Source organism: Hymenobacter jeollabukensis, assembly GCF_005771675.1.
In the GTDB taxonomy this organism is placed as follows: Bacteria; Bacteroidota; Bacteroidia; order Cytophagales; family Hymenobacteraceae; genus Solirubrum; species Solirubrum jeollabukense.
Window position 1 is genome coordinate 173,794 of record NZ_VAJM01000011.1, and the last position, 21,436, is coordinate 195,229.

Consider the following 21,436-nt stretch of genomic DNA (forward strand, 5'->3'; position numbering starts at 1 on the left):
CTTTATTTAAAGCCGTAGCCCAGAGACACCATGATGGAGTTGGCCTGCGAGCTGGCGCCCAGCCGCTCGATGGCCAGGCGCGAAAGGGCCAGGTCGAGGCGCAGGCCGCTCAGGGCCACGCCCACGCCCAGCGTCGGCTGCACCTTCCACTCGTCCTTGCCGTCGAAGGCCTGGATTTTTTGCACGTTGGTGGCCCCGCCGCGCAAAAACAACAGGTTCTTGTAGCCGATTTCGGCGCCCACGTGCGGGGCAATGCTCACGAAGTTGCTCGACACCGGGGTGTTGCGCTTGCCGTCGGTGGTCATTTCCAGGTCGAGGGCGGCTACGGCGGTCAGGTCGGCGGGCAGCTTAAACGAGCGGCTCACCCCGAGCACGAAGCGCGGCAGGGTAATTTCGGTACTGTTCTTCGGGATAAAGTCCAGCGTGTCCTGGGTGGGCTTGAACTTATCGGTGTTCACCGACCACGCGTTGAACGTGGTGGTGATGTCGCGCGCCATCAGGGCCAGGCGCCAGTTGCCGCGCTGGTACTGCGCCCCCGCGTCGATGCCGAAGCCCCAGGCGTTGGCGTAGTCGCCCACGTTGCGGTACACGATTTTGGCGTTGGCGCCCACGTTCAGGCCTTCCACCGCTTCCAGCTTGCGGGCGTAGGAAAGTAGCAGGCCGTAATCGGCCACCGAGAAGTAGGTAATCCGGTCGTAGCTGATCTGGTTGTACTCGTTGACCAGCGCCCGGGTGTCGGGAATGTCGTCGACGCCGACGCGGATGAGGCTGGCCCCGATGGCGCTGCGCTCATCCAGCGGCATGGAAAAGGCCGCGTAGTCGTTCTTGACGATGCCCGAAAACAGCTCGGAGTGCATCAGCACCGCGTCGTACTTGGTTTTCTGCCCGATCAGGCCGGCCGGGTTCCAGTAGCCGGCGGTGGCATCCTGGGCCAGGCTCACCTGCGTGCCGCCCATGGCCAGGGCGCGCCCCCCCACCCCGATGGAGAGGAAGTCGTTGCTGTACTTCGGGGTGTTGTCCTTCGCGGGCGTGGTGGTCTGGGCCAGCGCGGCGCCGGTTCCGACCAGGGAAACCGTCGAGAAGGCGAGGATACTGCGGCGGAAAAAGTGTGGCATAGAGTAATGGAGTAGAAACCGGGCGTTGTAAGCAGGCTTCACAACGCAAGTTACTTATTAATAGTGCGGCGAGCGGCGGCGAATTCTCCCGCGAACATAATGCCAGACCGCAAAACGGTCCGCGGGGTTGCGAGGCGTCCCAAATCTTCTCGTCGCGCTCCTGCCGCTGGCCCAGAGGCATCACATGATTGGGTGAGGCCACTTCGACCGGCGCACAGCCAATCATTGATTATCAACCATTTGTTTTCGCGGACTTTCTTCCAATATCCCGCAACCAAAATTATTCTAACCAAGTACCTTGCTTTACAAAGTACCTGCTTTTATATTTGTACCATTCTTCACCGACTACCGCCCGCAAGCCCATGAAAGTCGAAAACACCCAAGTGCAGATGCGGAAAGGCATCCTGGAGTTCTGCATTCTGGAAATCATTGCGCGGGGCGAGGTGTATGCCTCCGACATGCTGGAGGAGCTGACCCAGGCCCGCATGATCGTGGTCGAGGGGACGCTGTACCCCCTGCTCACCCGCCTCAAGAATGCCGGATTACTCGATTACACCTGGAAGGAATCGAGCAGCGGCCCGCCCCGCAAGTACTACACCCTCACCGCCGTGGGGCAGGATTTCCTGCACGAGCTGCGCCTGACCTGGGAGGAAATCGAAGATTCCCTGCAGATCATCCGCAACAAACCCCAGGGCCTGGCGCCGGCCCCGCCGGCCGCCTACCCGCCGCCCACGCCCGCCCCGTCGTCCGACGAAGACGCGCTTATCTAGCCACCGCTTTAGTTGCAGCACTGCGATGAAAAAGAATATCAGCATCAACCTGCAGGGCCTCATCTTCCACATCGAGGAAGACGGCTATGAAGTCCTCCAACGTTACTTGCAGGACGTAAAGGCGCACTTCAACACCTTCCGCGGGCACGAGGAAATCGTGGCCGACATCGAGGGGCGCATTGCCGAAATCTTCGCCGCCCGCACCTCCGCCCTCAAGCAGGTCATCACCTACGAGGACGTGGAGGCCATGATGAGCAAGATGGGCCGGGTGCAGGACTTCCAGAACGACGGCACCCTCGACGAGGATGACGACGCGGCCGACCTCGGCAGCTACGGCCAGCCCCTAGGCAGCCAGCAGGCCTACGCCGGCAGCACCGGCACCGCCCGCCCCGCCACCGAAACGGTGCCGCCCCTCGTGGAGGAGCCCCGCCGCCTCTACCGCGACATGAGCAACCGCCGGGTGGCCGGCGTGGCCGCCGGCCTCGCCCGCTACTTCAACGTGAACCCGCTCTGGATTCGCCTGGCCTTCGTGCTCACGCTGCTCTCGCCCATCGTCGGCGACTTCGTGGGCGCCCTGCCGGCCGTCAGCTTCCTGACCTACGTGATACTCTGGATTTCCTTGCCCAAGCGCTACGACAACGACAGCCCGATGCCGGACGACGACGTGACGCGCAAGCTCTACCGCGACACCGACAACGGTTCGGTGGGCGGCGTGGCCAGCGGCCTGGCCCATTACCTGGGCATCGAGGTGGCCATCGTGCGCATCGTGTTCGTGCTGCTGGTGCTCTTCGGCGGCAGCGGCCTGCTGCTCTACCTCATCCTCTGGATGGTGGTGCCCCCGGCCCTCACGCTCAGCCAGAAAGCGCAGATGCGCGGCGAGGCCGTGACCTTGTCGGGCCTGGAAAACAGCCTGCGCAACCCCTCACAGCCCGCTAACCGCCCCGTGGGCGCCTTTCTGGAGGAAGTAGCCCGCGCCGTGCGCCCTATTGCCAAAGCCGTGGGCACCGTAGCGCGCATCTTCGTGGGCCTGATGTTCCTGCTGACGGGCTTCGCGCTGCTGATGGGCCTGCTGGTGCTGGTCGGCGTAGCTTTGGGTTTGCTGCCTGAGTCGCAAAACATTCACCTGGGCGACGCGCCGGCCTACACCGTGCTGGCCGGGGTCCCGAGCTGGTTCGTGGTGAGCGGCTTCCTCGCCGCCGGCGTGCCGGTATTGCTGCTGCTCTTCTCGGGCGTGGGCCTCATCGTGCGGCGCTGGCTGCTGGGCCGCACCCTTACGCTGGTGCTGCTGGGCCTCTGGATGCTGGGCATCGTGGGCTCCATCATGGGCGGGGTGCGCTACTCGCAGGAATTCCAGGAGGAAGGCTACTTCACCGCCACCCGCAACCTGGGCGCCGTAGCCGGCCCCACCGTCACCCTCGACGTACGCACCTTCGACTACGACGGCTGGGACATGCGCCCCGACCTGAACCTGGCCGCCGCCGATAGCGGCAACGCCATCACGCTGGTGGAAGACTACTCGGCCCACGGCCGCACCGAAGCCGCCGGCGCCGCCCTGGCCCGCACCAGCATGAGCTACCGCGCCGTGGTGCGCGACTCCACCGTGCTCCTCGATGACCGCTTCACCTTCAAGCCCGGCGCCGTGTTCCGCGGCCAGGGCCTCGATCTGACGCTGCGCCTGCCCCGCAACAAGCGCATCCGCCTCTCCCGCGACATTGAACGCCTGCTCGATGACGACGACTTCGTGAACGACCAACGCCCCAACGACCCGGAAAAGCACACCTACGAGCTGGTGGGCCGCCAGCTGCGCTGCCTCGACTGCACCGCCGCCGACCTACCCGAAAGTGACGACGAAGACTACAGCGACGACGACGTGCAGATCGGCGACATGAAAGTCCACGTCGACACGGATAACGACGACGAAGTGCGCGTATCGGTGGACTACGACGGCGACGTGAACTTCTCGACTGAGCCCGCCGACTATGGCTCCGGCACCCGTGAGTTCCGCTACGTTGACTTCGATGACGTGGCCGTGTCCGGCGCCTACCGCGTGCTCATCCGCCAGGCCGAGGGCTACAGCGTGAAGGCCTACGGCGAGGAACGCGCCCTGCGCGAGCTGGACGCCGAAAGCCCCGGCGACGAGCTGCACCTGCGCCCCAACCGCCGCGGCTTCTTCAACTTCGGCACCCGCGACGACGCCCGCAACCGCGTGCTCATCGTAGTGGAAACGCCCGACCTGAAGCAGCTCAACCTGAGCGGCGCCGTGCAGGCCAAAGTCACCGGCTTCAACGACCTGGACGACCTGAACGTGGACCAGTCGGGCGCCAGCCACCTCTCCTTTGAGGGCAGCTGCCGCAGCCTGGCCGTGGACATGAGCGGAGCCTGCCGCACCAACCTCAAGGGCCGCGCCGACCGCCTCGAAATCGACGGCTCGGGCGTGTGCCAGGTACAGGCCGCCGGCTTTGCCGTGCAGAGCGCCGACGTGGAGCTCAGCGGCGCCAGCAAGGCCCGCCTGAACGTAGAGAACCAGCTGCGCACCGACATTTCGGGCGCCAGCCAGGTCGACTACAGCGGCAACCCCAGCAACGTGCGCAACCAGAAATCGGGCGCTTCCCGCGTGCGGCGCGTGGAATAGGCTTTTGCGATAAAAAGCTGCCATTCCACATCTTACCAAGCGAACTTATCCCTATATTGGGATGAATCCTTACTTGGTTGCCTGCGTAAGCACCTCCAAGTACGGCTTGTTCGCATCTACCTCTGACTGCTACGAGATTAGGGGCCCTTGGTGAGTGAATGGTTGCCCCCGAGGGAACCCGCGCTTTTCCGAGCTGCAACAGGAAGGCAACGGTTTCCTCGAACTCGCAGTGACGGGCGTAGTTCGACCCCGCCTAACGACAAAGCCGGTCTGCTCCCTGAGCAGGCCGGCTTTGTCTGTTTTACCGATGGGCCTATGGGCGGCTGATTCGCGCCCCCGCTGCCGCTACGCGCCCGGTTGGGGCGCGGGCACTTCGGTTTTCACTTCCAGCCCCTTGCGCTGGCCCAGGGCTAGCAGGAACGGGTACGCTTCGGGGTACTCGTTGCGCACCTGCCCGTCGAGGATGGCTTCGAGCACGGCGTCCTTCAGCTCGCCCACCGCCTTGGAGGGCGCGAGGCCGAAAGTCTGCATGATGACTTCGCCGGTAATGACGGGCTTGAAGTTGCGCAGGTGGTCCTTTTCCTCCACTTCCTTCAGCTTCTGCTCCACTACGTCGAAGTTGCGCAGGTAGCGCGCCACCCGCTGGTGGTCTTTGCTGGTAATGTCGGCCCGGCACAGCTTCATCAGCAGGTCGATTTCCTCACCGGCCTCGAACAGCAGCCGGCGCACGGCCGAGTCGGTCACGGTTTCCTTCACCAGCGCGATGGGGCGCAGGTGCAGCCGCACCAGCTTCTGCACCATGCGCATTTCCTCGCCCAGGGGCAGCTTCAGGTCGGCGAAGATGTTGGGCGTCCAGCGCGCCCCCTTGTCCTCGTGGCCGTGAAAGGTCCAGCCCACTTTCGGGTCGAAGCGCTTGGTGGCGGGCTTGGCAATGTCGTGCAGAATGGCGGCCCAGCGCAGCCAGAGGTCGGCGCCGGCCTCCACCACGTTGTCGAGCACCTGCAGGGTGTGGTAGAAGTTGTCCTTGTGGGCGTGCTGCCCGCGCTTCTCCACGCCCTGTAGCAGGGCCATCTTGGGGAAGATGAGCGGCAGCAGTCCCGAAGTAAACAGCAGCTTGAAGCCATAGCTGGGCTTCGGCGCCATGATAATCTTGTTCAACTCCGTCGTAATACGCTCCTGCGACACGATGCGAATCCGCTCCTTGTTGCGGCTGATGGCGTCGAAAGTATCCGGATCAATATCGAAGTTCAGCTGGGTGGCGAAACGGATGGCCCGCATCATGCGCAGCGGGTCGTCCGAAAAGGTGATGTCCGGGTCGAGCGGGGTGCGGATAATGCGGTCCTGCAAGTCCTGAATGCCGTTGAATCGGTCCACCAGCGTACCAAAGTCCTCGGCATTGAGGCTCAGGCCCAGGGCATTGATAGTAAAGTCGCGGCGGGCTAGGTCTTCTTCCAGCGTACCGGCTTCCACCTCGGGCTTGCGGCTTTCGGCGCGGTAGCTTTCCTTGCGCGCCCCCACAAACTCCAGCTCGATGTCGGGCGTGGGCAGCATGGCCGTGCCGAAGTTCTTGAACACCGTCACGCGCGGGCGGTTGGGCAGCCGCCGGCCCACGGCCTGCGCCAGCTGAATTCCGTCGCCCACGCACACCACGTCCACATCCTTGCTGGGCCGCTGCAGCGCCAAATCCCGCACGTAGCCGCCGATGACGTAAGCCGGGTAGCCCAGCTCCTGGGCCGCGTCGGCAATGGTACGAAACAGGGGCAGGTCGGGCAGCTGGGGCAGCGGGTTCATGCGAAAACGGGATGATTCGGGCCGCAAAGGTACGATATGGCCGCAGGCCAAGCTCCCCTCCTTTTTAAAGGAGGGGATGCTGCCGCTTTAGCGGCGGCTGGGGTGGTTCGGCCGTTGCTGATGTTGTTTAGCCCGAAAAAAGACGCAAAGAGGTCCTAACGCCAGTCGTTCAACGTCAGCAACGACCAAACCACCCCAGCCAAGCCTGCGGCTTGGCGTCCCCTCCTTCATAAAGGAGGGGAGTCGACCCAACTAATCCCGCAGCACTTCCAGCCCGCCATCGGGCAGCACCCGCACCACCCGCGAGGGCGCGTGGCGGGTTTCATCGTCCTGCCGCCAGCTTACCACGTAGTCGACGCCGCGCACGATTTCCGGCGTGACCTCCTTGTAAATGGCCGGCGCCGGCTCCCCGCTGATGTTGGCCGAGGTCGACACCAGGCCGTGGCCCAGGCGGCGCAGCACTTTGAAGGTAAACTCGTCGCCTCGCACCACGCGCAGGCCGATGGTACCGTCGGCGGCCAGCAGGTTGGGGGCCAGCAGGCGGCTGCCTTGCACCACGTAGGTGGTAGGTTTTTCCTGAGTGGCCAGCAGTTCCGCAAGGTTGTCGGGCACCTGCTCGGCGTAGCGGGCAAACATGGCTTCGTCGGCCACCAGCACGATGCAGGCCTTTTCGGCCGCCCGCTGCTTGAGCTTGTAAATCTTCTCCACGGCCCGCGGCACCTCGGCATCGCAGCCCAGGCCCCACACGGTATCGGTGGGATACAGAATGACTTGCTGCAGCAGCAGTGCGTCTACGGCGGCGTCGACTTCCTGCAGGAAAAACTTCTGGCTCATGATTTACTCCTTAATGGATTGGCACAGCTCCACCAATACGCCGTGGGCCGATTTGGGGTGTACGAAGCACACGAGTTTATTGTCGGCCCCGCGCTTGGGTTCCTCGTTCAGCAGCACGAAGCCCTCGGCCCGCAGCCGCTGCATCTCGGCCCGGATGTCGTCGACTTCGAAGGCCACGTGGTGAATTCCCTCCCCTTTCTTGGCCACGAACTTGGTGATGGCGCTGTCGGGGGTGGTGCCGCCCAGCAGCTCGATCTTCGAGCCGCCGACCTGGAAGAAAACCGTATCCACGCCCTCACTTTCCACGGTTTCACGCTTGTAAGGCGGCATGCCCAACAGCGTAGTGTAGAGCGAGGTAGCGGCTTCCAGGTCCTGTACGGCCAGGCCGAGGTGTTCGAGGTTGGTGAACATATAATAAGGAGTGCAACGACGTCCGGCGCGCGGGCGCCCACGTTATTTGGATTGTGTCTACTTTTGTGCGAACAAAAGTAAACCTCCGGCCTCTTTTCGCTGTTCTACCCGCGAATCATTCTCCGCTGGATTCCTCGTGGTATCCGCGGCCCAGTGGTTACCTTTGCCCGCGACAACACTAAGCCCCATGCTCAAGCTGCCCATTTACCTCGACAACAATGCCACCACGCCGATGGACCCGCGCGTGCTGGAGGCGATGTTGCCTTATTTCACCGAGCAATTCGGTAACGCCGCCTCGCGCAACCACCCGTTTGGCTGGCAGGCCGAAGAAGCCGTGGATTACGCCCGCGAGCAAATTGCGCAGCTGATCAACTGCGACCCGAAGGAAATTATCTTCACCTCGGGCGCTACCGAGTCGGATAACCTCGCCATCAAGGGCGTGTATGAGATGTACGCCCAGAAGGGCAACCATATCATCACCGCCACCACCGAGCACAAAGCCGTGCTCGATACCTGCAAGCACCTCGAAAAGCAGGGCGCCCGCGTGACCTACCTGCAGGTCAACGAGGAAGGCCTCATCAACCTGGAAGAGCTGGAAGCCGCCATGACGCCGCAGACCATCTTGGTCGCCATCATGTACGGCAACAACGAAATCGGCGTGCTGCAGGACATTCGCGCTATTTCGGCCATTGCCAAGAAGCACGGCGCCCTCTTCTTCTCCGATGCCACTCAGGCCGTGGGTAAGGTGCCCGTCGACGTCATTGCCGACGGCATCGACCTGATGGCCTTCACCGGCCACAAGATGTACGGCCCGAAAGGTATCGGCGCGCTGTACGTGCGCCGCAAGAACCCGCGGGTGAAAGTAACCGCCCAGATGGACGGCGGCGGCCACGAGCGCGGCATGCGCTCCGGCACCCTGAACGTGCCCGGCATCGTGGGCCTGGGCAAAGCCTGCGAACTGGCCCGCCTGGAAATGGAGTCCGACACGGCCCGTATTTCGGTGATGCGCGACCGGCTGGAAAAGGAGCTGCTGACCCTGGAAGAAAGCTACGTGAACGGCTCCCGGGAGCACCGTCTGCCGCACGTAACCAACATTTCCTTTAAGTACGTGGAGGGCGAAGGCCTGATGATGGGCGTGAAGGACCTGGCGGTGTCGTCGGGCTCGGCCTGTACCTCGGCTTCGCTGGAGCCTTCGTACGTGCTCAAGGCCCTGGGTTTGAGCGACGACCTGGCGCACTCTTCGCTGCGCTTCGGCCTCTCCCGCTTCACCACCGACGAGCAGATCGACTACGCCATCAATCACGTAAAAGAAGCCGTGACCAAGCTCCGCGAAATGTCCCCGCTGTGGGAGATGTTCAAGGAAGGCATCGACCTGAACTCCATCGAGTGGGCCGAACACTAAGATTTAGGGTTGTCAGCTGCGAGTTGTCAGTTGTCAGATACTGACTTCAAACTGCAGCTCATTCAGACTGATAACTCGTAACTGACAACTGACAACTCATCAAAAGCCATGGCTTACTCCGATAAAGTAATCGACCACTACAGCAACCCGCGCAACGTGGGTACGCTGGACAAGAGCAAGAAAAACGTAGGTACCGGCTTGGTCGGCGCCCCCGAGTGCGGCGACGTAATGCGCCTGCAGATCGAGGTGGACGAAGCCACCAACGTCATCACCGACGCTAAGTTCAAGACCTTCGGCTGCGGCTCGGCCATTGCCTCCTCGTCGCTGGCGACGGAGTGGCTGAAGGGCAAGTCGGTCGATGAGGCCCTGAACATCGACAACATGGAGATTGTGGAAGAGCTGGCCCTGCCGCCGGTGAAAATCCACTGCTCGGTGCTGGCCGAAGACGCCATCAAGGCCGCCATAAACGATTACCGCGTGAAAAACGGCCTGCCCGAGCTGGAAGCCGCCAAGTCGCACCACTAAATCATTGGCGAATGAGCGAGTGAGTGAATGAGTGATTTTCGTTCTGACAATCACTCATTCACTCATTCACTCATTCACTCATTGCCCCCGATGGACGTTTCCCCCGATGTGCACGTAGAGAGTGCGCGTATGCAGCGGCAGATTGCGGAAGCCCTGGGCTTGCCGGCCGATCAGCTGGTGTTTGATTTCCGCCAGATTGACGGGCAGACGCGGCTGGATCTGATTACCGTCAACCCGCGCCACCAGCAGAGCTTTCTGTTTCGCTACGAGTTGGGCCACGACAAGCTGGACGCGCTACGCAAGATGCTCGGCTACGTGCAGACCTCGCGCGACGCGGAAGCCTCCTACACCATTCAGTGGCGGGCCCGTGGCGAGAAGGAGCTGCAAACCTCCTACTTCCGCGCCCACAACGCCTACGAAGCCCTCGACAAACTTTACTACGGCCGCGACCTGAACACCATCACCGTGTTCAGCGTGGTGCTGAATCCTTCTTCGTAGTTGTATGTTATCAGTCCGGACGCGCCGCTTCGGTGCTGACGCCTCCGCCTGACAACTCGCAACCGACAACTGACAACCCAGATGATTACCGTTTCTGACAAGGCCAAAGAGAAAGTAGCTGTGCTGCGCGCCGACGCGGGCCTGACCGACGCTTTCCGCCTGCGCGCCTCGGTGGCCGGCGGCGGCTGCTCGGGCCTGAGCTACAAGCTCGACTTCGACGACGAGGTGAAACCCATGGACCAGGAGTTCGAGGACAAGGGCGTGCGCGTGGTGGTCGACATGAAGAGCTTCCTGTACCTGGCCGGCACCGAGCTGGATTTCTCGGACGGGCTGAACGGCAAGGGCTTCTTCTTCAACAACCCCAACGCCTCGCGCACTTGCGGCTGCGGCGAGAGTTTCTCGGTGTAGCCCCGCTCCTACCGCGCTTCGATACCGAACCCCTTCTGCCCTGCGGCGGGAGGGGTTTTTCGTTTGCACGGGGTGGTTTGCGTGACAATGACAGGTTCGGGCCAAAATGCTCGGTTAGGCCCTGCAACGGCCGGATCGGCTGACAACGCCGCGCGCACGGCCCACAATGCGGCGGGCATGGCTGACAACGACTGGCGCATGCCTTACAATGCGGTGGCTAAGACTCACAACGCCCGCCGCATGGCTCGCAACGCGCCGGGTAGGGCTGACAACGGCCAGGGTACAGGTGACAACGCCCCGCCCACGGCCCCCAACGCGGGGCGCAGGGTTGACAACGGCTGGATTGGGCCGCGTCACGCGGGCTGACCACGCGTTTTGGCTACCTTCACGGCCTTTCTCACCCCCTTATGCTATCCGGAGTATGAAAAACGACCTGATTGAGGCCCGCCTGCGCCGCGACGAAGCCTTGAGCACCTTCCTCAGCGCCGAAAAAAGTGCCTACGCCGACATCGAAGCCGACGTGGCCCCGCTGCGCCAGCAGCTCGCCGGCGCGCTGACGCAGGCCCAGGCCACGGCCCAGGACGTGCTGACGGCCGACAACGACGGCAACGCCGACCGCAAGAAAGGCCAGCGCAACCAGCTGACGCAGCTCTTGCGCCGCCTCATCGTGGGGCTGCAGGCCATTGCCACCAGCACCAACGATGCCCGCCTGCTGGCCCTGTCGGGACAGGTAAGCCGCCTGTCGCGCCTGCCCGAAACGGCCTTCATCGACGAAGCCCGCCGCCTGCTGAGCCTGGCCCCCGAGCGCAGCGAGGCCCTGACGAAGCGCCGCTTCACCCCCGAGCATTACCGCGAGGCCATGACGCTGACCGCCGACCTGCGCCGCAACATCAGCGAAGGCCGCCTGAGCGACACCGAGGGCAGCACTGGCCGCCAGAGCCTGGAGCGCCTCATCAAGCAGAACGCCCGTGCCATCGAGCAGCTGCGCACCTACTTCCGCGTGTACGAGCTGGACGAGCCCGATCTGTGGGCCCGCTTCGAGGCGGCGGCGCGGGTGGTAAACCGCGGCGGCAACCCCGGCAGCGGCCACGCCGCGCAATAGTCGACAGCCCGTTCAGCAACGAAAAGCCCCGCCAGGCATACCTGGCGGGGCTTTTCGTTGCTGAACGGGGGCCAGAACCGGACCTCACTCGGCGGGAGCGTACTTCAGGAAGGTGCGCGTGGCGCGCAGGTTGCCCATGCGCATCTCCAGGGTGTGGTTGCCGTTGCGCAGGCGGCGCACGTCGATGCGCTGCCCGGCCACGAGGCGGCCGGTGAGGACGGTGCGGCCGGCCGCGTCCATAATGCGGTAGTCGCCGCTGGCCGGGCCGCAGCTGAGCCAGTCCGTGGCCGGGTTGGGGCTGGGCTGCCAGGCGTTGGTATCCGGGGTGTAGGTGAGTACGGCCGAGGTGCCGCTGCCGCCCGCCACGGGCTGGCGCAGGCGGTAATATACCGTGGTGGCACCGGCGCCGGCATCGAGGAAGCGGTAGCCGGCCGCCTCGGCCGCCAGCACCACGCCCACCGAGCGAAACGTCACCCCGTCGGAGGAGCGCTCCACCTCGAAGCGCAGGGGCGTTTTGGCGGCCGGGGCAGTCCACGTCAGCACCACGCCCTGGGGAGTGGCGGCGGCGGCCAGGCTGGTGGCCGCCGTGGCTGCGGCGGGGCGGGCCGCGCCAGGGGCAGCCGTGGGCGATGATCCGGCGGACGGGTTATTGGCCGCCATGTCGCGCGGCGTGGGCGGCTGGGCCAGGCCAAGGAAGGGCACAAACCACAGGGCCCAGAGGCCGCGCGCAGCGCCGCGCAAGGCCAGGCGGCTGCTATGGGTGAGCAAGGGGTGCATGGTTATGGTGGTAAGAAGGAGTAGCGGGTTGAAGGCGTCGAGAGGAGCGGCAATATACTATTTATTATATCTTTATTTATATAAAATACCGCATTAGCGCAAAAAAAACGGCCACTGCCTCGGGCAGTGGCCGTCGTAACCGGCTGGGGCGTTGGCCGCGGCTAGTTGGATTTGATCAGGGGGCGAATCACGCGCTGGGTGCCGCTGCGCACCTCCAGCTGGTAGCTGCCGGCGGGCAGGGCGGCCAGGTCGATAGTGGCCGAGCCGAGGGCTTTGCCCTGGCGCAGGGGCTGGCCCAGCAGGCTCAGCACCCGCCACTGCACCGGGCCTTCGCCCAGCTGCAGGTGCAACTCGTGCTGTACCGGGTTGGGGTAGGCCGCCACCAGCAGCTCGCTGGTGCCGCCCAGCGCCACGATGCGCGAGTCGGTAGCCGTGCCGTCGAGGTCGACCTGGTGCAGGCGGTAGTACACCGTGCCCGTGGCGGCCTTGTCGAGGAAGCTGTAGCTGCTGGCGCGGGTGCTGTTGCCCTGGGCCTGCACCCGGCCCACCGAGCGGAACTCCAGGCCGTCCAGGCTGCGCTGCACCTCAAAATAGGCGCTGTTCTTTTCCTGGGCGGTGGTCCACTTCAGCAGCGCGTCGGCCCCGCGCCGCTCGGCCGTGAAGCTCGTCAGCGCCACCGGCAGCGGGTTGTTGCCGGGAGCGTTGCTCAGATTGGTCGTGGCCAGCGCAAAGTCCGTTGAGGAGGTAATGGTCAAGGCAGTGGTGCTGGTGACGGTGCCGGCCAGAAACGCAGCCCCATCAGCCTGGGCGCCGCTCACCGCTCCGCCGACATCCGTCCAGCGGCCAAAGGCGCTCTGGGCGATGCGCAGCGTGCTGGGGGCGTCCACCTGGTCGATGTTGATAAAGCCAAAGGAAATTTGGGCCGTGTTAAACGCCGCATTGGTGGAGGCATTGTAGTAGCGCACCCCCGACACGCGCTGCAGCGCGTTGGGCCCGGTAGGCAACGTGTAAAGCGGGGCCCGGTCAGCAATCGGATCGAACTGGTAGGTACCCGAAGCGCTGGTTTGCGTCAACGCCAACGTAACCGGACCGTAGCCATTGGGGGTGCCAATGGGGAAGAACAAGCCGGTGCTCGTTGAAGCAGGGTATACCCCGGCTCCCGCCGAGGCCCGTACCAGAATGCCTTCAATATAGCTGGTGCGGTTGGCACCCGTTACGGAGGCCGTGGTCGGCATCGTCAGGTAGTTGGTCGTGCTGGTGAAGAAGTGGCCGCTACCCGCCGCAAAACGCAGGGCATTGGGAATATCGAGCGGCTTTAGCAGCCGCAGGCCCAACGGGTTGGCCAAGACCAGCGTGGTGGTGGCCCCGAGGGCCACGACGCCCGCTCCTCCGATGGTTTGTACTGCGCCCGTGCCGTTGAAAGTGACGTCAGCCGCCGAAGACGGGTTCACATTTAGTTGGGCTCCGCTGCCGGTATCGACGTTGCCGCCGATGGTTACGCCCCCGGTGTTGTTCAGGCTTACAACGATGGCCCCGGTCAGCGTCAGGTTGTTGAGGATGGTAGTGGCGAAGGAGCCGGTCGTAGCGTAATTGGCGCGGAAGTCCAGGTTGCCGTAGGTGCGCGCGGCATTCGAGAACGTGCCGCCGGCAAAGATATAGGTGCTACCGGCGCTGAACGAGGCCGCACCGGAGCCGTTGGGCCCGAACGGGTCCAGACCCGACTCCTGCCGGAACGTCGAGCCCGACTGGAAGGCGGCAATGGAGTTGTTGGTGCCGAAAGGGTTGCCCAGGGCGCCCGGCGCCATTTGGAAAGTAGAGCCGTTGCGGAAAATAACCGAGTTGCTTGACCCCGTAAGCCGGTGGTTCGACTCTTTCTGGCCGGGTGCCCCGGAAGTATTTTCAAAGACGAGCGTACCGTTGATTTCAGCGGTAGCCGATCCGTTCAGGGTCAAGGTCACGTCGTTGTTTTTGGAAGTAGCACCGAACCGGGCGGTGGAACCGGCCTCCACTTCAAAGTCGTCGCCTTCGTTGCCATCAAGGGTGATGGTGCGGCCGCCATTGGCAAACAGCGTAGCGCTGGCATTATTGATGAAATAGATCTGGCGCGCCGTGAAGTTGCCGTTGACCGTTATCGTACTGCCTACGGAAGCCGCAATCGAGCCGTCCACCACGAGCACGTCGTCGCCGGAGGTAGCCGTCCGGCTCGGCGTCCAGTTGGTCGCCGTGCCGGAGATATTACCCGTCGCCACGTTCCAACGGTAGGTAGGCCGGGCGGTGAAGGTAAACGTAGCCGGGGTGCTCGTCAGGTAGTTGGTCGTCGGGGCCGACGCGTCTACGTTGTAGGAGTACACGTCGACGGCGTAGGTGGTGCCGGAAGTCAACCCCGTAACCGTGACGCTGGTAGTGGCCGCGGGCGCCGCCAGCACTACGTAGTTATTGGTTCCGGTGGTATTACCCGCAGCATAAGCCGTGTTGGCCGTGTAAGTAGTTCCGTCTGTAGGAGCTACAGCAGCCGCGCTGCTCGGGCGAATCACGACAAGCCGGTTTGTGCCGTTACCACCTGCGAGTTTGATCAGTGCCGAAGGCGTGTTGCCAGTACTTCCGCTGCTAGGGCTGTAAGCAAAGGACGGTTGCGCCGTGGGCTCCGTTGCGGCCCGAGCCGCATAGCTAAGCCCCACTCCCAAGGTAACCAAGAGGAGCTTCGTAAAATTGTTGATCATGCAAATGAAGTTGGAATGGATGTAAGCGCAAAAGTGGGCAGCATGGTCACCTTATGTCATTGCCATCGATAAGGTGCAGCTAGCCACACAGCTCAAAATTATACAATTTTCCCCTAGTTGCGTATACATGCACGCCTAACAGTTCCGAAATTGATAAAAATTATGCTTCATTTTCTCGATTAGAGACACTGCGCCCGGATAAAAAAAGGCCCTTGGCTCCAACGGAGCCAAGGGCCTTCGCCGAAGCTAGGCGTAATGCTACTCTTTTACAAAGCGCAGCACCTGGCGGCCACTGCCAACGGTCGTTAGCTCCAGCAGATACACGCCCGGCTTCAGACCACTCACCGTTATCCGGTCGGGTTGCCCGGCGCCGTGCAGCAATGGCTGGCCTACCGGGCTGATCACACGCCAGGCCCGCACCGGCACCGAGGTGCTCACGCGCAGCTGGTCGGTGGCCGGGTTCGGGAAGGTGGTAGCGGTGAAAGCGGTGGGGCCGCCGAGCGCCCGCACTTCCGAAAGCGTAACCGAGCCGTCGAGGTCGACCTGGCGCAGGCGGTAGTACACCGTACCGGCGAACTGGCGCGCATCCGTGAAAGCGTACTGGCGAGTGGTACTGCTGTGCCCGGCAGCCTGCACCCGGCCGATGGCTTCAAACGCGTGGTCGGTGGTGGAGCGCAGCACCTCGAAGTAAGCGCTGTTTTTCTCCTGGGCCGTGGTCCACTTCAGCAAGGCCCCTTCGTGCTGGCGCTGGGCCGTAAAGTCGGTCAGCGTGACGGGCAGCGGGTTGGTGGCGTTGCTGAGGGCGTCGGTGCTGGCCAGGGCAAAGTCACTGAACGAGGTGAACGTGTCGGAGGTGAGGGTACCGGCCACGTAAGCGCCGTTGCTGGCGGCACCCGTGTTGGCTGAGCGGCCGATGTTAACCCAGCCGCTGCCGTTGTTCTTGGCAATGACCAGGGACGTGGCGGCGGGGTCGGTTACCTGGTCGTCGCCCTCAAAAGACAGCGTGATGGTGCCGCTGAAACCAGTGGGCTGGGTGTTCGGCGTAACGCTGTACGAACGGATGCGCGATACCCGGGCCAGGTCGCCGGTGAGCGTCTGGTTGGTCGGCTGGCCGGGCTTCAGCTCGGCCGTGTACGTGGTAGTGGAGGTTTGGGAGCTGATGTTCAGCGTCAGCGGGCGGCTGTTCGTGGTTTTGCCGATGGGAAAAGCCACGGCCGTGAGCGAGCTGATGGGGCCTACTTGCCGGGCCAGCGGCCCGTCGATGTAGCTGACCGCGGCCGACCCAGCAGCCGGCGCCACCAGGGTCGCGGTGGTCGTGAGGGTCAGCAGGTCGGTGGCCGTGGTGGTCAGCACTCCTTCCGTCAGCGTCAGCGTGCCCCCGACTTCGAGGGGGCCAATCAGGGTAGCGCGGCCGTTGGCGGTGCGGTTCAGGGTCAGGTTGTTGAGTTGCTCGAAGCCGGGTGTGAATACCAGGTCGCCCAGCGCACCACTGCCGCCAATGACCAGATTCAGCGTGGTGGAGCCCGCAATGTCGCCGCTGGGGCCAGCCACGGTACCGTTCAGGGTCAGCGTCTTGCCGCTGCCCAGTTCCAGCGTGCCGATGGCCAGCGTCAGCGTGCCGTTGACCGTCAGGTCGGAGGGCACTTCCAGTATGTCGAACTGGGCGGAGAGGCGCAGGTCTTGCACGGTGGTAGCGCCAGGCGTCAGGCGCAGCGTGCCGATGGTGGAGTTGCTGGTCGTTTCCAGGTTCAGCGACGCGGTGGGGCCCGGCGTGAGCGTGCCCGTACCGTCGCCGCTGGTGTTGAACGTGTCGTAGATGACGGCCCGGCCGCCGCTGTTGAAGCGCAGGGTGTTGGAGTTCAGCGCCAGCGTCGAGCCCGCCAGCAGGAAGTAGCCGCCGCCGGCGTTGTTACCCACTTCCAAGTTGGTGCTGCCGCCGGTGGCCGAGAGCACGGCGCCGCTGGTGTTGAGCAGGTTCAGGCGGAACAGCACGATGTTGCTGCCATTGCCGGTCAGCGTCTGCGGGCTGGTGCCGGTCAGGTTCAGGGTGATTTTGCCGCTGGACGCCAGATCAAACGAAGCCCCGTTGAGCATGGTCAGGTTGCCGGCCAGCTGCACCGTCGAGAACGGCGAGGAGGTATTGCCCGCTACCACTGCCCCGTCGAGGATGAGGTTGCCGGGCACCACCGTGCCGATGGCGCCGGAGGGCGACGTAGGATTGCGCGCGAAGCGCTTCGTGCCGCCGGTCAGCTTCAGGTTCTGGAAGGCGAAGGCGCTGGAAAGGGGCAGCGAGTAGGTGCCGGCCTGCGCAAAGTCGATGGTGCTGCTGGCATCCTGCACGCCCTGCACAATGCTGGTGTACGCCGCCGTGGTGGTGTTCAGCAGCACCAGGGTGCTGTTGGCCAGCTGATCGAGCGTGCCGGTGAAGATGGCGCCTGTGGGTACCACCAGCGAGGCGCCGGCTTCCAGCACCACTTTGGAGCCGGTGCCCGACACGGTCCAGTTGGCGGCGAACGTACGGCCCGTGCCGGATACGCGGTAGGTGGTGCCGGGCGCAGCAAAGTTGCCCGGCTCGATACCGCTGCCGTCGGCGTTGGAGCCGAAAGTCGCCGGCAGACTCAGGTCGCCGGTGGCCTTGGCGTAGAACACCGTGGGCAGGGCCTGCGTGGTGAAGCTGGCCGTGCCCGGCGCTGTGGTCAGGTAGTTTTCCTGGCCGGCGGTGGCATTGTCGTTGTAAGCGTAAGCTTCCAAGGTATAGCTCACGTTGGAAGTCAGGCCCGTCACCGTGAAAGTGTTGGGCATGGTGCCAGTGCTGCCGGCGTACACCACAAAGTTGCCGGCGCCCGTGAGGGTGCCCGGGCTATTGGAGCCAAACGCGGTGCTGGCTGTGTAAGTATTGCCATCAACGGGGGCCACGGCGGCCGTCGAGGTGGCGCGGATAACGACCAGTTGCTTGCCGCCGTTGCCGCCGTTCACGGTGACGTCGGCCTGGGTAAACAGCACGTTCGCGGCGCTTACCGTGGGCTGGGTGGTCGGCTCAGCGGCCAGGGTCGGGGCCGGGCTGCAGAACACGGCCACGTCTTCCAGGTAGAGCAAGGTGGTGAAGGACTCGGCCCCGCGCTCAAACCGAACCAGCACATTTGGCCGCGTCTGGTAGGCCGAGAGGTCCACCGTCTTCTTCACGTAGGAAGTCGTGATATCAGCCGGGGCGGTCAGGGTCAGCAGCGTGGTGTAGCTGGCGCCGTTGTCAGTCGATACGCGTACCAGCAGCGAGCGGACGTCCGAGCTGTTGCTGCGCCGCACGTAGAAATCCAGGCTGTTGGGATAAGCCAGCGAAGGCGAGGTCAGCGTCTGGCTCGGGCCCGTAAACTGTACTGCGCCGGCCGAGCTGTTGCGGGTGGTGCTGGTATTCTGCGTCGCTCCGTTTACCGTCCAGCTTGCGGGCGGGAAGGTGCCGTCGAAGCCTTCCGAGAGGCAGGGAGCCAGGGTAACGGTAAACGGCTGGGCGGCCGAGGTGCCGCCGCCCGGAGTTGGGCTGGTCACCGTCACGTCGTAGGTGCCCGCCGTGGTAATGGCCGAAGCCGGTACGGTGGCCGACAGCGAAGAAGTCGAGTTGAACGTCGTCGTCAGCGCGACGCCGTTGAAGTTGATAACCGAACTGGTGACGAAGCCCGAACCACTGGCCGTGAGGGCGACGGCCGCTCCGCCGGCCTGGGCCGTGCTCGGGTTGATGCTGGTAAGCACGGGCAGGGCGTTGCTCACGTTGATCTGCACCTCGTTGCTGGTCACGGCACTGCAGGCAGCAAAAGTGGTCGTAGCCACCACGTAGTAGGTACCGGCCACGGTGAAGCGCGGCGTGTACGTCGTGCTGGTTTGGGCCGGCGAGAAATCAGTGTAGGGGCCGCCCGCGGTAGTGGCGTACTGCCACTTGCGCGTGTTGCCGGTGCTCGGCGTTTCCGTTACCGTCAGCTGCGTGCCGTTGGCGTTGGTCAGAATGTTCTGGGTGGTAGTCGAGGCAATGCTCACCGTGGGGTTGCTCACGATGCGCAGCGACGCGGAAGAGGCAGTACCAATGGTAGCAGGGTCGCTGCCCACCACGCGCACTTTGTAGCCGGTGCCGCTGGCCGTGCCGGCCGGAATGGTCGCCGTCAGCGGCGACGCGCTGCCGGTGGTGACCAGGTCAACGGGCGAAGCAAAGGAGCCGCTCGCGTCCGATAGCTGCACCGTGAAAACGTTGCCCGCGTTGAAAGTGCCCGTCGAGGAAAACGTCACGGTCAATGGTGCGGCCGCGGTGGCGCACACCGCCGTGGGCGTGAAGGTGGGCGCCGCAATGCTCGTAGCGGGCGGCGCCGTTACGGTAATCACGGCCTCGTTGCTGGTGGCGGAGCCACAGGCGGCGAAGGTTGCTACGGCCACCACGTAGTAGGTGCCGGCCGTGGCGAAGTTAGGCGTGTAGGTCGTGCCCGTTTGGGCCGGCGAGAAATCAGTGTAGGGGCCGCCCGTGGCAGTGGCGTATTGCCACTTGCGGCTGGTGGCGGTCGGGGTTTCCGTCACGCCCAGGGCCGTGCCGTTGGTGCCCGTCTGGATGGTCTGGGTAGTAGTGCCCGTCAGCGACACGGTGGGGCTGCTGACGATGGCAAAGGCCGTGGAAGCGGAGCCGTTGACGGCCGTACCCCCGTTGTCGTTGGTCACGCGCACCTTGTAGCCGGTGCCGCTGGCCGTGCCGGCCGGAATGGTCGCCGTCAGCGGCGAGGTGCTGCCGGTGGTTGCCAGGTTCGTGGGCGAGGCAAACGAGCCACTAGCGTCCGACAGTTGCACCGTATACGTGCCGCTGATGGTTCCGCTGGTGGTGTATTCTACCGAAATGCTGCTGGCCGTAGTGGCGCAGACGGGCGTGGTGGTGACGTTGCCGGTGGTGATGGAAGGGCCACTGGTTAATGTTACACTTAAACCGTCTATAGCCAATCCCGGACTATTACTACCCGTTTTGGTCCACTTAAGCCAGATTTCTTCATCTGGAAGAAGTGTTATAGCAATACTTGATGACTTCGCTGTTTGGTAAGTAGCACTATTGCCGTTCACAGCCGCAGCAGTTCCGGTAGAAATTGCCGCAAAATCCAATGTGGACAAAGCAGTAAAGGTGCCTCCCGAAAGCGCAGTTCCGCCTTTGCGGTAGGAAAAAGCAAGAATTTGGCTACTGGAATTTACGCGCCACTGTTCTCCTGTGTATGCAACATCAACTGATGTAACGGTATTACCAGTCTTATTTGCAATTCGAACGGCGAATTCTACAGTACCTGTACCACCTGATGTCAACGCCCCCAATGCCCTATCAGTAGCATCAGGACCATAGCTATGCAAGCCACCAGTTGTGTTGCTACCGTTATCAGCTATGTATGTACCTATACTAGAGTACCATCCTGTTATAGTAGTGTTGTTTGTAAAAGTATTGCCAGTTCCACTCGAAGCCAGCGTATTAAAATCTTGCGTGTAAGGGTTAGCAGACGCCCCTCCCACATTAGCTTGCCCCCACCCTACCAGCGGCGAGCAGAAAAACAACAGGGCGACGAGCCACCTCAAGTGTCGGCGTGGACCGGCAAAACCGCGGGTAAAGTGTTGTGTCATGCAATCAGGCTAAAGTGAGAGAGTTGGAGCGAACTAAGGTACAAAAGTACTATGTGCACTTCCCAGCCTGTCGAGTTCGTTATTAACGAATTGTTACGTGATGGTTACCGTTGGCACATAAAAAAAGCCCCTACCGGTCGGCAGGGGCTTTTTGAACGGGAGTTCCGCGGGGCTAACGTTTGGAGATGCGGCTGGTAGCGGCCCCGTCTTTGGTCGAAACTTTCACCAGGTACTGTCCGGTCGGCAGCTGGCGCATGTCCAGGCTGCCATCGGCGGCGAGGCGGCCGTGCCACACGGGGCGGCCCAGCATATCGAGCACCGTTACCTCGGCAGCCGGCACCGCTCCGGCCAGGCGCACCTGCAGCTGGTCGGCCACCGGGTTGGGGTACACGCTCAGGCCCTGCAGCTTGCCCGCGTAGGCCGCCGTAGTGGTCGTCACCGTGAAGGTCACGGTGCTGGTAGCCGTGCCGCCGGGCGTGGTCACCGCAACGGTGCCCGAGGTAGCCCCGGTCGGCACCGTGGCCGTGATGGACGTGGCGCTAACCACCGTGAAGCTCGGCGCATTCACCCCGTTGAAGCGCACGGACGTGGCGCCGGTCAAGTTCGTACCCGTAATCGTCACCACCGTGCCCACCGGCCCGCTGGTCGGCGTCACCGCCGTAATGGTCGGCGCCGGCGTCGGCACGGTCACGGTGAAGCTGGACGTCGAAGTGGCCGTGCCGCCGGGGGTCGTCACCGCGATGGTGCCGGAGGTAGCGCCCGTCGGCACCGTGGCCGAAATCGTGGTGGCGTTGGTCACGCTGAAGGCCGTGGCCGCCGTGCCGTT

The 21,436-nt window shown here is 63.4% G+C and carries 15 protein-coding genes; 7 read left to right on the forward strand and 8 right to left on the reverse strand.

Features of this window, described 5'->3' with window-relative positions; all coding sequences use genetic code 11:
- Positions 1-2 precede the first annotated feature (2 nt).
- Positions 3-1,115, reverse strand: a complete 1,113-nt coding sequence (locus tag FDY95_RS19770) for a putative type IX sorting system protein PorV2 (RefSeq protein WP_138080254.1) — start codon at positions 1,113-1,115, stop codon at positions 3-5.
- Between the two features lie 362 nt (positions 1,116-1,477).
- Between FDY95_RS19770 and FDY95_RS19775 the strand changes: the two genes are divergently transcribed.
- Together FDY95_RS19775 and FDY95_RS19780 are read left to right on the forward strand one after the other, a co-directional pair.
- Positions 1,478-1,885 (forward strand): PadR family transcriptional regulator, encoded by a 408-nt coding sequence (locus tag FDY95_RS19775; RefSeq protein ID WP_138080255.1) that lies wholly within the window; start codon positions 1,478-1,480, stop codon positions 1,883-1,885.
- A gap of 25 nt (positions 1,886-1,910) precedes the next feature.
- A complete protein-coding gene (locus FDY95_RS19780; protein ID WP_138080256.1) occupies positions 1,911-4,517 on the forward strand; it encodes a PspC domain-containing protein in 2,607 nt (868 codons plus the stop codon).
- Positions 4,518-4,862: 345 nt separating this feature from the next.
- Here the strand turns inward: FDY95_RS19780 and FDY95_RS19785 are convergent, their stop codons facing one another.
- From FDY95_RS19785 to mce, 3 genes are all read right to left on the reverse strand, one after another.
- On the reverse strand, positions 4,863-6,308 hold the full coding sequence (locus FDY95_RS19785; RefSeq protein WP_138080257.1) for a CCA tRNA nucleotidyltransferase: 1,446 nt from the start codon (positions 6,306-6,308) through the stop codon (positions 4,863-4,865).
- Between the two features lie 252 nt (positions 6,309-6,560).
- Positions 6,561-7,142 carry an L-threonylcarbamoyladenylate synthase gene (locus FDY95_RS19790; RefSeq protein ID WP_138080258.1) on the reverse strand — a complete coding sequence of 194 codons (582 nt, stop codon included), beginning with the start codon at positions 7,140-7,142 and terminating at the stop codon, positions 6,561-6,563.
- A gap of 3 nt (positions 7,143-7,145) precedes the next feature.
- Positions 7,146-7,553, reverse strand: coding sequence for a methylmalonyl-CoA epimerase (gene mce / locus FDY95_RS19795; protein ID WP_138080259.1), 408 nt, complete (start codon positions 7,551-7,553; stop codon positions 7,146-7,148).
- A 187-nt stretch (positions 7,554-7,740) separates the two neighbouring features.
- On the opposite strand from mce, the gene FDY95_RS19800 reads away from it, so the two are divergent.
- The 5 genes from FDY95_RS19800 to FDY95_RS19820 all read left to right on the forward strand — a co-directional run bounded on the left by FDY95_RS19800 (position 7,741) and on the right by FDY95_RS19820 (position 11,488).
- Positions 7,741-8,955 carry an IscS subfamily cysteine desulfurase gene (locus FDY95_RS19800; protein ID WP_138080260.1) on the forward strand — a complete coding sequence of 405 codons (1,215 nt, stop codon included), beginning with the start codon at positions 7,741-7,743 and terminating at the stop codon, positions 8,953-8,955.
- Between the two features lie 108 nt (positions 8,956-9,063).
- Positions 9,064-9,480, forward strand: coding sequence for a Fe-S cluster assembly scaffold IscU (gene iscU, locus FDY95_RS19805; protein ID WP_111480135.1), 417 nt, complete (start codon positions 9,064-9,066; stop codon positions 9,478-9,480).
- 90 nt (positions 9,481-9,570) lie between these two features.
- Positions 9,571-9,978, forward strand: coding sequence for a hypothetical protein (locus FDY95_RS19810; RefSeq protein WP_138080261.1), 408 nt, complete (start codon positions 9,571-9,573; stop codon positions 9,976-9,978).
- A gap of 81 nt (positions 9,979-10,059) precedes the next feature.
- Complete coding sequence (locus tag FDY95_RS19815; RefSeq protein WP_138080262.1) at positions 10,060-10,386, forward strand: HesB/IscA family protein; 327 nt, start codon at positions 10,060-10,062, stop codon at positions 10,384-10,386.
- Positions 10,387-10,807: 421 nt separating this feature from the next.
- On the forward strand, positions 10,808-11,488 hold the full coding sequence (locus FDY95_RS19820; RefSeq protein WP_138080263.1) for a hypothetical protein: 681 nt from the start codon (positions 10,808-10,810) through the stop codon (positions 11,486-11,488).
- An 84-nt stretch (positions 11,489-11,572) separates the two neighbouring features.
- On the opposite strand, the gene FDY95_RS19825 is transcribed toward FDY95_RS19820, so the two are convergent.
- The 4 genes from FDY95_RS19825 to FDY95_RS19840 all read right to left on the reverse strand — a co-directional run.
- Complete coding sequence (locus FDY95_RS19825; protein ID WP_138080264.1) at positions 11,573-12,265, reverse strand: T9SS type A sorting domain-containing protein; 693 nt, start codon at positions 12,263-12,265, stop codon at positions 11,573-11,575.
- Between the two features lie 161 nt (positions 12,266-12,426).
- Complete coding sequence (locus tag FDY95_RS19830) at positions 12,427-14,799, reverse strand: T9SS type A sorting domain-containing protein (RefSeq protein WP_171025761.1); 2,373 nt, start codon at positions 14,797-14,799, stop codon at positions 12,427-12,429.
- Between the two features lie 444 nt (positions 14,800-15,243).
- On the reverse strand, positions 15,244-19,950 hold the full coding sequence (locus tag FDY95_RS19835) for a hypothetical protein (protein ID WP_138080266.1): 4,707 nt from the start codon (positions 19,948-19,950) through the stop codon (positions 15,244-15,246).
- Positions 19,951-20,782: 832 nt separating this feature from the next.
- Positions 20,783-21,436 (reverse strand): T9SS type A sorting domain-containing protein (locus FDY95_RS19840; RefSeq protein ID WP_138080267.1); only part of this gene is annotated, 654 nt, incomplete at its 5' end.

Excerpts from the sequence above, each read along its gene's own strand:
- FDY95_RS19780 (WP_138080256.1), top strand. The coding sequence starts at position 1,911 with ATGAAAAAGAATATCAGCATCAACCTGCAGGGCCTCATCTTCCACATC.
- FDY95_RS19785 (WP_138080257.1), bottom strand. The coding sequence starts at position 6,308 with ATGAACCCGCTGCCCCAGCTGCCCGACCTGCCCCTGTTTCGTACCATT.
- FDY95_RS19800 (WP_138080260.1), top strand. The coding sequence starts at position 7,741 with ATGCTCAAGCTGCCCATTTACCTCGACAACAATGCCACCACGCCGATG.
- FDY95_RS19815 (WP_138080262.1), top strand. The coding sequence starts at position 10,060 with ATGATTACCGTTTCTGACAAGGCCAAAGAGAAAGTAGCTGTGCTGCGC.
- mce (WP_138080259.1), bottom strand. The coding sequence starts at position 7,553 with ATGTTCACCAACCTCGAACACCTCGGCCTGGCCGTACAGGACCTGGAA.
- FDY95_RS19775 (WP_138080255.1), top strand. The coding sequence starts at position 1,478 with ATGAAAGTCGAAAACACCCAAGTGCAGATGCGGAAAGGCATCCTGGAG.
- FDY95_RS19790 (WP_138080258.1), bottom strand. The coding sequence starts at position 7,142 with ATGAGCCAGAAGTTTTTCCTGCAGGAAGTCGACGCCGCCGTAGACGCA.
- FDY95_RS19810 (WP_138080261.1), top strand. The coding sequence starts at position 9,571 with ATGGACGTTTCCCCCGATGTGCACGTAGAGAGTGCGCGTATGCAGCGG.
- iscU (WP_111480135.1), top strand. The coding sequence starts at position 9,064 with ATGGCTTACTCCGATAAAGTAATCGACCACTACAGCAACCCGCGCAAC.
- FDY95_RS19770 (WP_138080254.1), bottom strand. The coding sequence starts at position 1,115 with ATGCCACACTTTTTCCGCCGCAGTATCCTCGCCTTCTCGACGGTTTCC.
- FDY95_RS19820 (WP_138080263.1), top strand. The coding sequence starts at position 10,808 with ATGAAAAACGACCTGATTGAGGCCCGCCTGCGCCGCGACGAAGCCTTG.
- FDY95_RS19825 (WP_138080264.1), bottom strand. The coding sequence starts at position 12,265 with ATGCACCCCTTGCTCACCCATAGCAGCCGCCTGGCCTTGCGCGGCGCT.